A 15718-nucleotide genomic window follows, 5' to 3' on the forward strand; every position below is an offset into this window, starting at 1 on the left:
AGCGGGAGCAAGCTCCCTCGCCACAGGTTCTGTGTCCGACCTTCATTCTTCGCTACACCCCGATTCCAGCTGCTTTGGCAGCACGTTTACCCTCCCTTCTGATACTTGTTCTCACCCGCTAATTTTTCCCGACTGCATTCGTTTTATAGGGACGACGTGCCTTTGTGCTTCCTGCCTATTGATCCGGATGCTAAGAAATGAATGCTGATGACTCCTTGAAACTCGCTCGCCGGTTTATCGGGTTGCCCCTGGAAAAGCGCCGGATTTTTCTGGCCGCCTTGCAGAAGGAGGGCGTGGATTTCGCTCAGCTGCCGATTCCGGCGGGGGTCGAGGCGCAGGATCGTCAAGCAGTGTCATACGCCCAGCAGCGCATGTGGTTTCTCTGGCAGCTGGATCCGCAGAGCGGTGCCTATAACCTTCCAGGCGCGGTGCGCCTGAAAGGGCAGTTGAATCTGCCGGCCATGGAGCAGGCGTTCGCCAGTCTGGTGGCGCGGCATGAAACCTTGCGCACGGTGTTTCAGCGTCAGCCCGACGACAGCCTGCAACAGGTCCCGGCGCAAGCGTCATTGGCTATCGAGCAGCTCGACTTCAGTACCTTGCCGGACGCCGAGCGCGAGCAGTCGGTGGTGGCCGAAGCAGGGCAGCAGTCGTTGTTGCCCTTCGATCTTTCAGTCGGGCCGCTGCTACGAGTCAAGCTGCTCAAGCTCGACGAGCAAGAGCACGTCTTGTTGCTGACCTTGCACCACATCGTTTCCGATGGCTGGTCGATGAACGTGCTGATCGACGAGTTCATCCGCTGTTACGACGCCCATGATCGTGGCGACCAACCGCAACTGGCGCCGCTACCGGTCCAATACAGCGACTACGCGCTCTGGCAGCGCCGCTGGCTGGAAGCCGGTGAGCAGGCGCGGCAACTGGCCTACTGGCAAGCGCAACTGGGCTTTGATCATCCAGTGCTGGAGTTGCCGACCGATCACCCGCGTCCGGCGATGCCCAGCTATTGCGGCACTCGCTATGAATTCGCGATCGACGGCCGGCTGGCCGAGCAACTGCGGGCCATCGCGCAGCAGCACAACATCACCCTGTTCATGTTATTGCTCGGCGCGTTCAACGTGCTGCTGCACCGTTACACCGGCCAGAACGACATCCGGGTCGGCGTGCCGATCGCCAACCGCAACCGCGCGGAAATCGAAGGCCTGATCGGCTTCTTCGTCAACACCCAGGTACTACGCACCCAGCTCAATGGTCAGACCCGGATCGCCGACCTGTTGCTGGATATCAAGGAAACCGCCCTCGGCGCCCAGGCCCATCAGGACCTGCCCTTCGAGCGGCTGGTGGAAGCGCTCAAGCTGGAACGCAGCCTGAGCCACACGCCGCTGTTCCAGGTGATGTACAACCATCAGCCGCTGGTGGCGGATATTTCCACAGTGACCACCGCTTCCGGCCTGGAGCTGGGCCTGATCGAATGGCAAAGCCGCACCACCCAGTTCGACCTGACCCTCGACACTTACGAAAAGTCCGGCAAGTTGCAGGCGGCCCTGACTTATGCCAATGACCTGTTCGACGCCGTCACCATCGAGCGCATGGCCCGGCACTGGACCCACCTGTTGCAGGCGCTGGTCGGTGATTCGACCCAGCGCATCGGCGAACTGCCGATGCTCGAGGCCAGCGAGTATCAGGCGCTGGTCCACGACTGGAATCGCACCGAGGAAACCTACCCGGTCGAACGCTGCATCCATGAGTTGATCGAAGACCAGGCGCAACGCACTCCGCAGGCAACGGCCCTGGTGTTTGGCGCGAGTGACATGAGCTACGGGCAGCTCGATGCGCGGGCCAATCAGCTGGCCCATTTGCTGCGCGAACAGGGTGTTGGCCCGGATGTGCTGGTGGGGATCGCTGTCGAGCGTTCGCTGGAAATGGTCATCGGGCTGCTGGCGATTCTGAAAGCAGGCGGAGCCTATGTGCCGTTGGACCCGGAATATCCGCGGGAACGACTGGCTTACATGATCGAAGACAGCGGCATCGCCCTGTTGCTGACGCAAAGCTCGCTGCTGCAGACCCTGCCGAGCGAAGCGGTAAAAGTGATCACCCTCGACCGCGATGATGACTGGCTGGATCGCTATAGCGAAAGTCGCCCGCAAGTCACAATGAACCCCCTGAATCTGGCCTATGTGATTTACACCTCCGGATCCACCGGCAAACCCAAGGGCGCCGGCAATAGCCATGCCGCGCTGGTTAACCGTCTGTGCTGGATGCAACAGGCCTATGGCCTGGACGCCAGCGATGCGGTCCTGCAGAAAACCCCGTTCAGTTTCGACGTGTCGGTCTGGGAATTCTTCTGGCCTTTGATGACCGGTGCCCGACTGGTGGTGGCCGCCCCCGGTGAACATCGCGAGCCGGCGCGGCTGATCGAAACCATCGGCAAACAGCGGATCAGCACCTTGCACTTCGTGCCCTCGATGCTCCAGGCGTTCATCCATGAGCCGGGCGTCGCCGCCTGTGTCAGCTTGAAACGGATTGTCTGCAGTGGCGAAGCACTGCCGCTGGACGCCCAGCAGCAGGTCTTCGCCAGGTTGCCGGCGGCGGCGTTGTACAACCTCTACGGTCCGACCGAGGCGGCCATCGACGTCACTCACTGGACCTGCATCGATGAAGGCGCGGACAGCGTGCCGATCGGTCGGCCAATCGCAAATTTGCGCACCTATGTACTCGACGCTCAGCTGTTGCCGGTACCCGCTGGCGTGGCGGGCGAGCTGTACCTGGGCGGCGCCGGGCTGGCGCGCAGTTATCACCGACGTCCCGGTCTCAGTGCCGAACGCTTCGTGCCGTGCCCGTTCCAGGCCGGGGCGCGGCTGTATCGCACCGGCGACCGGGTGCGTCAGCGTCTCGACGGGGTGATCGAGTACCTCGGGCGACTCGATCATCAAGTCAAACTGCGTGGCCTGCGGATCGAGCTGGGCGAGATCGAGACCCGGCTGATGCAGCATCCGCTGGTGCGCGAGGCCGTGGTGCTGGTGCAAAACGCCCGGCATCTGGTGGCCTGGCTGGTGCTGGAGGGCCCGCAGGTCGATGGGCAATGGCAGCAGGATCTGAAGACCTGGCTGCTCGACAGCCTGCCGGAATACATGGTGCCGAGCTATCTGCTGAGCTTGCCGAAACTGCCGGTCACGGCCAACGGCAAGCTCGACCGCAAGGCTTTGCCGCAGCCGGAAGCGGCGCCGCAGCAAGGTTTCGTTGAACCCGAAAGCGAGATGGAAAAGGCCCTGGCCGCCATCTGGCGCGATGTCCTGGGGCTCGAACGGGTCGGCCTCGATGATAATTTTTTCGAGCTGGGCGGCGACTCTATCGTCTCGATTCAAGTGGTCAGTCGCGCCCGCCAGGCGGGGATCCGCATCAGCCCGCGGGATCTGTTCCAGTACCAGAGTGTGCGCAGTCTGGCGCGGGTGGCCGGGTTTGATAACCTCAACCTGATCGACCAGGGGCCGGTCACCGGCGAGGTGATCCTGACCCCGGTCCAGCAGGCGTTCTTTGAGCAGGCAATCCCGGCACGCGGGCATTGGAACCAATCGCTGCTGTTGACTCCGCGTGAAGTGCTGGTCGCCGAGCGGCTGGAACTGGCGCTGACGCAGCTGATCAATCACCACGATGCCTTGCGCCTGCGTTACTCCCAGGAGCCGACGGGCTGGCGCCAACAGCATGCGGCCCCGGTCGGCGAGTCCGGGTTGTGGCTGCGTCGGGCCGCTTCCGTCGAGGCGTTGTCAGCCTTGTGCGACGAGGCGCAGCGCAGCCTGGATCTGCAGCAGGGGCCGCTGATCCGTGCCATGTTGGTCGACCTTGAAGACGGCGGCCAGCGCTTGCTGCTGGTGATCCATCACCTGGTGGTGGATGGCGTGTCCTGGCGCATCCTGCTGGAAGATTTGCAGCAGGCTTACAGCCACGCCTCGGCCCTGCCGGCCAAGACCAGCGCCTATCAGGCATGGGCCGGGCAGCTGCAAGAACACGCGGCGCAGCTCGTCGAACAGCTGCCTTACTGGCAGGCGCAGCACCAGGGCGCGGTCGAACTGCCCTGTGATAATCCTCAAGGAGGCCTGCAGAATCGTCACGGGCAAAAAATCCAGTCGCGACTGGATGCGGAACTGACCCGGCAACTGCTGCAAAGCGCGCCAGCGGCCTATCGCACCCAGGTCAACGACTTGCTGCTGACCGCCCTGGCACGGGTCATCTGTCGCTGGAGCGGGCAGGATTCCACGCTGATTCAATTGGAAGGTCACGGTCGCGAGGATGTGTTCGACGAGCTGGATCTGACCCGGACCCTGGGCTGGTTCACCAGCCTGTTTCCAGTCAGGTTGCAGCCGAACCACGAGCTGTCGACTTCGATCAAGGCGGTGAAGGAGCAACTGCGTGCCGTACCCGGCAAAGGCCTGGGTTATGGCCTGCTGCGTTACCTGGGCGAGCCGTCGGTGCGCGAATCTCTAGGCAGCCTGACGCCACCACGGATCACCTTCAACTACCTGGGTCAGTTCGACCGCCAGTTCGATGAGTCGGCGTTGTTCCTGCCGGCGCCGGAAAGCAGTGGCCAGGCCCAGGATGCCGAGGCGCCGCTGGCCAACTGGCTGACGCTGGAAGGCCAGATCTATGGCGGCGAGCTGTCGTTGCAATGGGGATTCAGCCGGGAGATGTTCGCCGAGTCCAGCGTTCAGCGCCTGGCCGATGCCTACATCGAGGAACTCCAGGCGCTGATCGAGCATTGCTGCCTGACTCCCACCGGGCAAGCCACGCCATCTGACTTCCCGTTGGCACGCATCAGCCAGGCGCAGCTGGACGCATTGCCGGTCGCGGCTGCGGTTATCGAGGATATTTACCCGCTGTCGCCGATGCAGCAAGGCATGTTGTTCCACACCTTGTATGAGCCCGAAGTGGGGGCCTACATCAACCAGCTGCGCCTGGATATTCAGGGGCTGGACCTGCAGAAGTTCACCAGCGCCTGGCAGGCAGCGCTGGATCGCCACGATATTCTGCGCAGCAGTTTTCATTGGCTGGGGCTGGAAGTCGCCCATCAGGTGATTCATCGTCAAATCGATGTGCAGCTGCAGGTGATCGAGGCGACGGATCAGGACCTTGATGCCCTGGCTGACGCCGAACGCCTTCGCGGCTTCGAGCTGAGCGCGGCACCGTTGTTCCGGCTGCTGCTGGTGCGCACCGGTGCTGACGCCTGGCAGCTGATCTACACCAGTCACCACATCCTGATGGACGGCTGGAGCAACGCGCAGTTGCTCGCCGAAGTGATCCAGCACTACGCCGGACAAACGCCGGGCGCGCCACTGGGGCAGTTCAGCGATTACCTTGGCTGGTTGCAGCAGCAATCGGCGGTGGACGCCGAGCATTTCTGGAAAGCCGCGCTGGCGCCGCTGCAGACTCCGACATTGTTGGCCGAAGCGCTACGCCGCCCGACCAGCGCCAGCACCGACGGCGAATACCGCTTGGCCCTGGATGTCGCGGCGACCCGGCGACTTGGCGACTTTGCCCGGCAGCAGAAAGTCACCCTCAACACCCTGTTGCAAGCCGCCTGGAGCTTGTTACTGCAGCGCTACACCGGCCAGGATTGCGTCGCTTTCGGTGCCACGGTCGCCGGACGTTCGGCGCCGTTGCCGGGAATCGAGCAGCAACTGGGCCTGTTTATCAACACCTTGCCGATCATCTGTGCCGCCTCTGCGGACCAGACAGTGTCGCAGTGGTTGAGCGATCTGCAGGCGTTGAATCTGAGTCTGCGTGAGCACGAGCATGTGCCGCTCTACGACATTCAAGGCTGGGCCGGGCAGCAGGGCGCGCTGTTCGATAGCCTGCTGGTGTTCGAAAACTTCCCGGTGGCCGAGGCCTTGAAGCAAGGCGCCCCCGCCGGCTTGCAATTCGGTGAGATGCGCAACCATGAACGTACCCATTATCCATTGACCCTGGGCATTGAACTGGGCGCCAGACTGAGCCTGGAGTTCAGCTACGACGGGGCGCGGTTCAGCGCGGCTCAGGTGGTTGAGCTGGGGGCCAATCTCAGTCATCTGCTGGAGCAACTGGTGCGGATGCCAGACGCTCGGCTGGGTGCTCTGGAACTGCTCGATGAAGCCGGCCGCCAAGCCGTGCTCGGCCGCAACCCGGGCGCTGAAGTGGCGCTGCAAAGTCAGGCGCTGGTGCATCAGCGGATTGCCGCACAGGCCGCGGCGACGCCCGAGGCGCTGGCGCTGCAAACGGCCGATCAGGCGCTCAGTTATGGCCAGTTGAATGCCCGGGCCAATCGCCTGGCGCACCGTCTGCTCGAATGCGGGGTCGGCCCGGGTCAGCGAGTCGGGCTGGCGCTGCGCCGTGGCCCGCAACTGATCGTCAGCCTGTTGGCGGTACTCAAGACCGGGGCGGCGTACGTGCCGCTGGACCCGAAATACCCGGCCGAGCGCTTGGCCTACATGATTGGCGACAGCCGACTCGATTTGCTGCTGTGGGAGTCCGGATTGCTCGAGGAGCTGACGTTGCCGCCGCAGTTGACGGGGTTGTGCCTCAGTCACTCCGGCGCGGAACTGGCCGGTTACTCTGAAAGCGATCCGCAGAATCTGGCCGCGGTGAACGACCTGGCCTATGTGATTTACACCTCCGGCTCGACCGGTCAACCCAAGGGCGTCGCTATTGATCACGGGGCCCTGCGCGAATTCTGCCAGAGCGCTGCAGAGTATTCCGTGCTGTCGGCCCGGGACCGGGTGCTGCAGTTCGCCACCTTCAGCTTCGACGGTTTTGTCGAGCAGTGCTTCCCGCCGTTGTGCGTCGGCGCGGCGCTGATCATGCGCGGCGATGAACTGTGGGATGCCGGGCAACTGGTGGATGAAATCGTCCGTCAGCGAGTGACCCTGGCTGACTTGCCGGCGGCCTATTGGTATTTGCTGGCCCAGGAGTGTGCGAGCGGAGCAGGTAGCCTCGGCGAGTTGCGCCAGGTGCATGTCGGTGGCGAAGCCATGTCGGTCGAAGGTCTGCGCTTGTGGCACGTCGCCGGGCTTGGTCATGTGCGTTTGCTCAACACCTATGGGCCGACCGAGGCCACCGTAGTTTCCAGCGTTCATGAGTGCCGCCTGGAAGATGCCAGCGACGCCTTCGGTATTCCTGTCGGTCGGGCCATTGCCGGACGCTCGCTGTATGTCCTCGATAGCGCCGGCAATCTGCTGCCCGCCGGTGGGGTCGGCGAGTTGTGCATCGGTGCCGCCACCAGCCTGGCGCAAAGCTATTTCGACCGACCAGGGCTGACCGCCGAACGCTTCCTGCCCGATCCATTCGCCAGCCAGCCGGGCGCACGTTTGTATCGCAGCGGCGACCTGGCGCGCTACAACCCGGCCGGTGACCTGGAGTATGTCGGGCGTATCGATCATCAAGTGAAGATTCGCGGCTTGCGCATCGAAATGGGCGAAATCGAAGCCTGCCTGCAAGGCCTGGATCAGGTTCGCGAGGCGGCGGTCATCGCCCAGAACAGCCCGACCGGCGCGCAGCTGGTGGCTTATGTGGTGGCCAGTGATCCGGCGTTGATGCAGGCTGATGAACTGCATCAGCAGCAGTACCTCGATGGGCTCAAGGCGGCCCTGCGCCAGTCACTGCCGGAGTACATGGTGCCCACGCAGCTGCTGTTGCTGGCCGGCCTGCCGCTGAACAACAACGGCAAGCTCGACCGCAAGGCCCTGCCAACTGTCGATTTCAGCCTCGCGCAACACGCTTACGAGGCACCTCGCAGCGCTTTGCAAATGCAGCTGGCGAGCATCTGGGAAACGGTGCTGCAGGTCGAACCGATCGGTCTGGCCGATCACTTCTTTGAGCGAGGCGGCCACTCCTTGTCGGCGACCCAGGTTATTTCGCGGGTCCGGCATGAACTGAAACTGGACGTGCCGCTGCGTGCCCTGTTCGAGCAGCCGACCCTCAAGGCATTTGCCGCCGAGTGCGCCCGACAGCAGCAGACGCTGGCATTGCCGATGCTCGCCCTGGAGCGCGGCCAGCCGATGGCGCTGTCCTTTGCCCAGGAACGGCAGTGGTTCCTCTGGCAACTGGATCCGCAGAGCGCGGCTTACCATGTGCCTTGTGCACTGCAGCTGCGCGGCCGTCTGGATATCGATGCGCTGCAGCGCAGTCTGCAGACCCTGGTGGAGCGTCATGAATCCTTGCGCACGACCTTCGTCGAGCAAGGAGAGTGCACCTTGCAAGTCATTGCGCCGTCACTGACGCTGCAAATCGAACGCGAGTCGCTGGCGGATCAGCAGGCGATCAAGGAACGAGTGGAAGACGAGATCCAGCGTCCATTCGACCTGCTCGCCGGGCCTCTATTACGGGTCAAGCTGCTGACGCTGGGGGCGGAGCAGCATGTGCTGGTGATCACCCAGCATCACATCGTCTCGGATGGCTGGTCGATGCAGCTGATGGTCGATGAGCTGGTGCGACTCTATGCCGGTTATAGCGAAGGGCGAGCCGTTGCCCTGGCGCCTATGCTGTTGCAGTACGCCGACTATGCCGTATGGCAACGCCAATGGATGAGTGATGGCGAGAGTCAGCGCCAGTTGGCCTACTGGAGCGTAAAACTGGCGGGCGAGCAGCCGGTACTGGAGTTGCCGTTCGACTTCCCGCGCCCGGCCCAGCAGAGTTTCCGTGGCGCCCGTCTGGATTTCCAGCTGGACCGCGAGCTGGCCGAGGCCTTGCAGGCGTTGGCCCGACGTGAAGGCAGCACGCTGTTCATGCTGTTGCTGGCCTCGTTCCAGACCTTGCTGCACCGCTACAGCGGGCAGAGCGATATCCGCGTCGGCGTGCCGGTGGCCAACCGCAACCGGGTCGAGACCGAAGGCTTGCTTGGCTTCTTCGTCAACACCCAGGTATTACGTACCGAGGTTGATGGGCAGCAAGACTTCAAGCACTTGTTGCAACAGGTTCGCCAGACGGTGCTTGAGGCTCAGGCTCATCAGGACTTGCCGTTCGAACAGTTGGTGGACGCGCTGCAGCCGCAACGCAGCCTGAGCCATAGCCCGCTGTTCCAGGTGCTGTTCAACCATCAGAACCTCGAGCGCCAACCGATCGAACTGCCGGGCTTGCGCATCGAGGGCATCGCCTGGGATAGCGGCGCCGCCCAGTTCGACCTGACGCTGGACACCGGTGAGGTAGAGGACGGGCTATGCGCTTCCCTGACCTACGCCACCGATCTGTTCGAGCGCCGCACCGTTGAACAACTCGCGCGACATTGGCTGAATCTGTTGCGGGCGATAGTCGCCGATCCGACCCGGCAGATTGCCGAGTTGCCGCTGCTCGACTCACCCGAGCAGCAGATGATCGTGCACGACTGGAACAGCAACGAGCTGGAACATTCGACCGAGCACTGCATTCATCAATTGGTTGAGGCCCAAGTGTTGGCGACCCCCGACAAGCTGGCAATGATCTTCGGCGAACAGCAGCTCAGCTATGGTCAGCTCAATGCCCGAGCCAACCGCCTGGCACTTCATCTGCGGGAACGCGGGGTTGGCCCTGAGGTGCGGGTCGGTATCGCTTTGCCGCGTTCGGTGGAAATGATCGTCACCTTGCTGGCGGTGTTGAAAGCGGGTGGCGCCTATGTCCCGCTGGACCCGCAATACCCGGCCGAGCGCCTGGCGTACATGCTGCAGGACAGCCAGGCACGGCTGCTGCTGGTGGGTGTCGATGGGCCGTTGGCGACTATGGCCGCCGAGGGCCTCGAGGTGCTGGCAGTCGAACCGGACAGCGACGAGCAGGGACTCGACACCCAAAACCTCGCGCCTTGCGCCGGTCCCGACAACCTTGCCTATGTGATCTACACCTCGGGCTCCACCGGCAAACCCAAGGGCGTGGCGATTACCCATCGCAATGCGGTGGCGCTGATTCACTGGGCCCATCAGGTTTATTCCAGCCATGAACTGGAAGGCGTGCTGGCCTCCACTTCGATCTGCTTCGACCTGTCGGTCTGGGAACTGTTTGTCACCCTCGCTGGCGGCGGCTTCTTCGTCCTTGCGCAAAATGCCCTGGAACTGCCCGAGCTGCCGGCTCGCGATCGGGTGACCCTGATCAATACCGTGCCTTCGGCGATTGCCGCCTTGCACCAGGCCGGGCAGATTCCCGAGAGTGTGCGGATCATCAACCTGGCCGGCGAACCGCTCAAGCAGCCGCTGGTGGATGCGCTTTACAGTCATCGGCAGCTGGCCCATGTCTACGATCTCTACGGACCTTCCGAAGACACCACCTACTCGACTTATGTACGGCGGGTGGCTGGTGGACAGCCGAGCATCGGCCGACCGATTGCCGGCACCCGCAGCTACGTGCTTGATGCGCGGCTGCAGCCGGTACCGCTGGGCGTCGTCGGCGAGCTGTATCTGGCGGGCGCGGGGATTGCCCGGGGTTATCTGCTGCGGCCTGACTTGAGCGCCGAACGCTTCGTGCCCAACCCGTTCAGCGAACTCGCTGAGCGGATGTATCGCACCGGAGATCTGGTGCGTTACCAGCCCAGTGGCGAGATTGAATACCTGGGACGGGTCGATCATCAGATCAAGGTCCGTGGTTTCCGCATCGAGCTGGGGGAAATCGAAAAGCGTCTGCTCGAACATGCTCGGGTCCATGAAGCAGTGGTGGTTGCCCGGGAGGGCGGCAGTGGCACGCAGCTCGTGGGTTACCTGGTGCCGGTCCAGGCAGAGCCGGAACTTGAGGAAGGCCTGCGCGCCTGGCTCAAGGAAACCTTGCCGGATTACATGCTGCCCGCGCACCTGGTGTTTCTCGAACAGTTACCGCTGACGCCGAACGGCAAACTGGACCGCAAGGCCCTGCCGGAACCGGATGTCACGGCAGCGCAGCAGGGCTACAGGGCGCCAGCCAACTCGATGGAACAGAGCCTGGTCGACATCTGGCAAGAAGTGCTCAAGCTCGAACAGGTCGGTATCACCGACAACTTCTTCGAGCTGGGCGGTGACTCCATTGTCTCCATCCAGGTGGTGAGCCGTGCCCGTGCCGCCGGCATCCACTTCAGCGCCAAGGAACTGTTCCAGCACCAGACAGTGCAAGGGCTGGCGCGAGTCGCTCAAGTTTCCCAAGCCGGCGCGCTGGTGGATCAGCGAGCGGTCAGCGGGGCGACTGCGCTGCTGCCGATCCAGTATGACTTCTTCGCCCAGGACATCCCTGAGCGTCATCACTGGAACCAGTCGTTGTTGCTGAATCCGGCGCAGAGGCTGCATTCCGAGGCCCTTGAGCAAGCGTTGCAGGCGCTGCTGAGTCATCACGATGCCCTGCGACTGAGCTTCAGCCAGGCGCAAGCCGGCTGGCAGGCGAGTCACCTGCCGGTTGAGCAGACCGTACAGCTGCTCTGGCAAACCGAAGTGGCCGATGCCGATCAGCTTCAGGCCGCGTGCGCCGAGGCCCAGCGTTCCCTCGATCTGCAACGAGGCCCCTTGTTGCGTGCCCTGTTGGCGCAGATGGCCGATGGCAGTCAGCGTTTGTTGTTGGTGATTCACCACTTGGCGGTGGACGGTGTGTCCTGGCGCATTTTGCTCGAAGACTTGCAGAGTGCTTATGCACAGCGAGTGCTCGGGCAGGCCGTCAAGCTGCCGCTCAAGAGCAATGCGTTCAAGGCCTGGGCCGAACGTTTGCAGGTTCACGGGCAAAGCGCCGAACTGCAACGCGAGCTCGGCTATTGGCAGACCCAGGGCGCTGCTGCCGAACTGCCCTGCGACCACCCTCAGGGCAGCCTGGTAAACCGCCACTTGGCGATCGTGCAGACGCGTCTTGATCCGGGTCTGACCCGACAATTGCTGCAAGAGGCCCCGGCCGCTTACCGGACCCAGGTCAACGATCTATTGTTGACTGCCCTGGCGCGGGTGATCTGTCGCTGGACCGGGCAGGCCGAGACCTCGATTGAACTGGAAGGCCATGGCCGCGAGGAGCTGTTCGACGATCTCGACCTGACTCGCACGGTCGGTTGGTTCACCAGCTTGTACCCGGTGCGCTTGACTCCCCAGGCGACCCTCGACGCTTCGATCAAGGCGATCAAGGAGCAGCTGCGGGCGATCCCCGGTAAAGGTCTCGGTTTCGGTGCCTTGCGTTACCTGGGAGATGCCACGACCCAAACGGCACTGGGCAATCTGGCCAGGCCACGCATCACCTTCAATTACCTGGGCCAGTTTGACCAGCAGTTCGATGAGCACTCGCTGTTCGTGCCGGCCAGCGAGCAGGCCGGCGCCGAGCAGAGCGATGCCGCACCATTGAGCAACTGGCTGTCACTCAACGGTCAGGTCTATGGCGGCGAGTTGAGCCTGGACTGGAGCTTCAGTCGGCAGATGTTCGACGAGCAGACCATCCAGCATCTGGCCGATGACTACGCCAGCGAACTGGCGACGCTGATTGCCTATTGCCGCGAGACCGCCAACGGTGGTGTAACGCCTGCGGACTTCCCCCTGGCGCGTCTGCACCAGCAGCAGCTGAATGACCTGCCGTTGCCGGCCCGGGACATCGAGGATATCTATCCGTTGTCGCCGATGCAGCAAGGCATGCTGTTCCATAGCCTCTACGAACAAGGTGGCGGCGACTACATCAACCAGATGCGCGTCACCGTGCAGGGGCTGAATGTCGAAGGTTTCCGCGCCGCCTGGCAAGACACCGTGCAAGCTCACGAAGTGCTGCGGACCCGCTTCATCTGGCCGAGCCAGCAGGAGCAGCCGCTGCAGATCGTGCAACGGCATGCCGAGCTACCCTTCATCGTCCATGACTGGCGTGGCCAGGCCGACCTGCCGCAGGCGCTGGAGGCCTTGGCCGAAGAGCAATTGCAGGCCGGCCTGGACCTTGCCGTGGCGCCGTTGTTGCGCCTGGTGCTGGTGCGCACCGGCGACGACAGCCATGAGTTGATCTACACCAGTCACCATATTCTGATGGATGGCTGGAGCAATTCGCAGTTGCTCGGCGAGGTGCTGCAACGCTACAGCGGGCAAGTCCCGCAGAGCCGGACCGGGCGTTACAGCGACTATATTGCCTGGCTGCAACGCCAGGACGCGCAGGCCAGCGAAACCTTCTGGAAAGCGCAGTTGGCCCAGCTGGACGAACCGACCCGGCTGGCCCGCAGCTGCAGCGATAGCGCGCAGGCAGCGCCAGTCAGCGGTCATGGCAATCATCTGCAATTGCTCGAGGCCGGGCAGACTCGTCGTCTGGAAGCCTTCGCCCGCGCCCGGAAAATTACGCTCAACACCCTGGTGCAAGGCGCGTGGCTGTTGCTGCTGCAGCGTTATACCGGTCAGCAGACCGTGGCGTTCGGCGCGACGGTGTCGGGGCGTCCGACCGACCTGCCGGGGGTCGAGCAGCAAGTCGGGCTGTTCATCAACACCTTGCCGGTCATTGCCAGTCCACGTCCGGAGCAGCAGCTCGGCGCCTGGCTGCAGGACGTGCAGGCGCTGAACCTCAGGTTGCGCGAGCTCGAGCACACGCCATTGTTCGATATCCAGCGCTGGGCCGGGCAGGGCGGTGAAGGCCTGTTCGACAGCTTGCTGGTGTTCGAGAACTACCCGGTGTCCGCGGCGCTGGAAAAAGGTGCGCCGCAAGGGATGAGCTTCGGTCAGGTCACCAGCCAGGAACAGACCAACTTCCCGTTGACGGTACTGGTGGATCTGGGGGAAACCCTGTCACTGCAATTCGCCTATGGCCGCGAGCATTTCAGCCCGCAGGTGATCGAACGACTGGCAGCCCATCTGCAGCAGCTGCTGCAACAGATGGCCGAGTCCGACTCCGATCAGTTGCTGGGCGAGATCAAGCTGTTGGGTGAGGCCGAGCGGCAATTGATCGTGGGCGAATGGAACGCTACCAATACCCCTTATCCGCTGGCCAGCAGCATCCAGCAGTTGATCGAGGCTCAGGTGCTGAAAACCCCGAATGCCGAGGCGCTGGCATTTGCTGGAACCCGGCTGAACTACGCCCAGCTCAATGCCCGGGCCAACCGCCTGGCGCACAAGCTGATCGAGTTGGGCGTGGGGCCGGAAAGCCTGGTGGGGATTGCCGTGGAGCGTTCGATCGAGATGGTGATCGGGTTGCTGGCGACCCTCAAGGCCGGAGGCGCTTATGTGCCGCTGGACCCGGACTACCCGCAGCATCGTCTGCGTTACATGATCGAGGACAGCGGCGTCGAGTTGCTGCTGACCCAAGCGACACTGGTCGACAGCCTTCCCCTGGCGCCCGGCGTTCAAACCCTGGTGCTGGATCAGCCGGGCGACTGGCTGGACGCCTGTTCGCCAGACAACCCGGACATCACGGTCGAGGGGGAAAACCTCGCTTACGTGATCTACACCTCGGGCTCCACCGGCAAACCCAAAGGCGCCGGCAACCGCCACTCGGCGCTGACCAACCGGCTGTGCTGGATGCAGGACGCCTACGGTCTCGACGCGCAGGATACGGTGCTGCAAAAGACCCCGTTCAGTTTCGACGTGTCGGTCTGGGAGTTCTTCTGGCCACTGATGACCGGTGCGCGTCTGGTGCTGGCCGCGCCGGGCGATCACCGCGATCCGGCGCGGCTGGTGGAGCTGATCAGGCGCGAGCAGGTCAGCACCTTGCATTTCGTGCCGTCGATGCTGCAGGCGTTCCTGCAGGACGCCGAGGTCGCCACCTGCCTGAGCCTGAAGCGGATCGTCTGCAGTGGCGAAGCCTTGCCGGCGGATGCCCAGCAGCAGGTGTTCAGCAAGTTGCCGAATGCCGGCCTGTACAACCTCTATGGCCCGACCGAAGCCGCCATCGACGTCACTCACTGGACCTGTGTCGAAGAAGGCCGCGACAGCGTGCCGATCGGCCAGCCGATTGCCAACCTGAGTTGCTACATCCTCGACGCCAACCTAGAACCGGTGCCGGTCGGTGTGCTGGGTGAGCTGTACCTCGGGGGCCAGGGCCTGGCTCGCGGATATCACCGGCGTCCGACGCTGACCGCCGAACGCTTCGTGGTCAGCCCGGTGGGCGACGGCGAGCGCCTGTACCGCAGCGGAGACCTGGCGCGCTATCGCGCCAACGGCATGATCGAGTACGCCGGGCGGATCGACCATCAGGTCAAGCTGCGCGGTCTGCGGATCGAACTGGGTGAGATCGAGGCGCGCCTGCTGGAGCATGAAAAGGTTCGTGAAACAGTGGTGGTGGCCGTGGACGGCTTGCTGTTGGCCGCCTATGTGGTGCCGGTCGATGAGCCATCGATGGAACATCAGAGCCAGGAGCTGGTTGCCGAGCTCAAGGCACATGTCGGGCAGTCCTTGCCGGACTACATGGTGCCCAGCCACGTGCTGCTGTTGCCGCAGATGCCGTTGAGCGCCAACGGCAAGCTGGATCGAAAGGCCTTGCCCAAACCCGATGTCAGCCTGCAGCAGCAAGTATATGTGGCGCCGGTCACGGCCTTGCAGCAACAGCTTGCCGCGATCTGGGGCGAGGTGCTCAAGCTTGAGCGAATCGGCCTTGGCGACAACTTCTTCGAACTGGGCGGGCACTCCTTGCTGGCTACTCAGGTGACGTTGCGGGTGCGCGAGCAATTGGGCCTGGAGATACCGATCAAGACCCTGTTCAACAGCGCCGATCTGAACGGCTTCAGCCAGGCGGTGCAAGCCCTGCAACCGGATTTGCAGCCTGTTCACGATGTTTTGGCTAAATCCTTGGAGGCCCTCAATCGTTTATCAGCAGATGAACTTGAAAAACTGATTTCCTAACGAGGACC

The 15718-nt window shown here is 63.1% G+C and carries 1 protein-coding gene; it reads left to right on the forward strand.

Features of this window, described 5'->3' with window-relative positions; genetic code table 11:
* Window positions 1-197: 197 nt before the first annotated feature.
* Complete coding sequence (locus ACA064_RS07850) at window positions 198-15710, forward strand: non-ribosomal peptide synthetase (protein WP_497672861.1); 15513 nt, start codon at window positions 198-200, stop codon at window positions 15708-15710.
* Window positions 15711-15718 lie beyond the last annotated feature (8 nt).

The organism is Pseudomonas sp. LBUM1658, from assembly GCF_059716055.1.

What these genes read in the sequence shown, in the direction of transcription:
- ACA064_RS07850 (WP_497672861.1), top strand. Translation starts at nt 198, where the DNA reads ATGAATGCTGATGACTCCTTGAAACTCGCTCGCCGGTTTATCGGGTTG.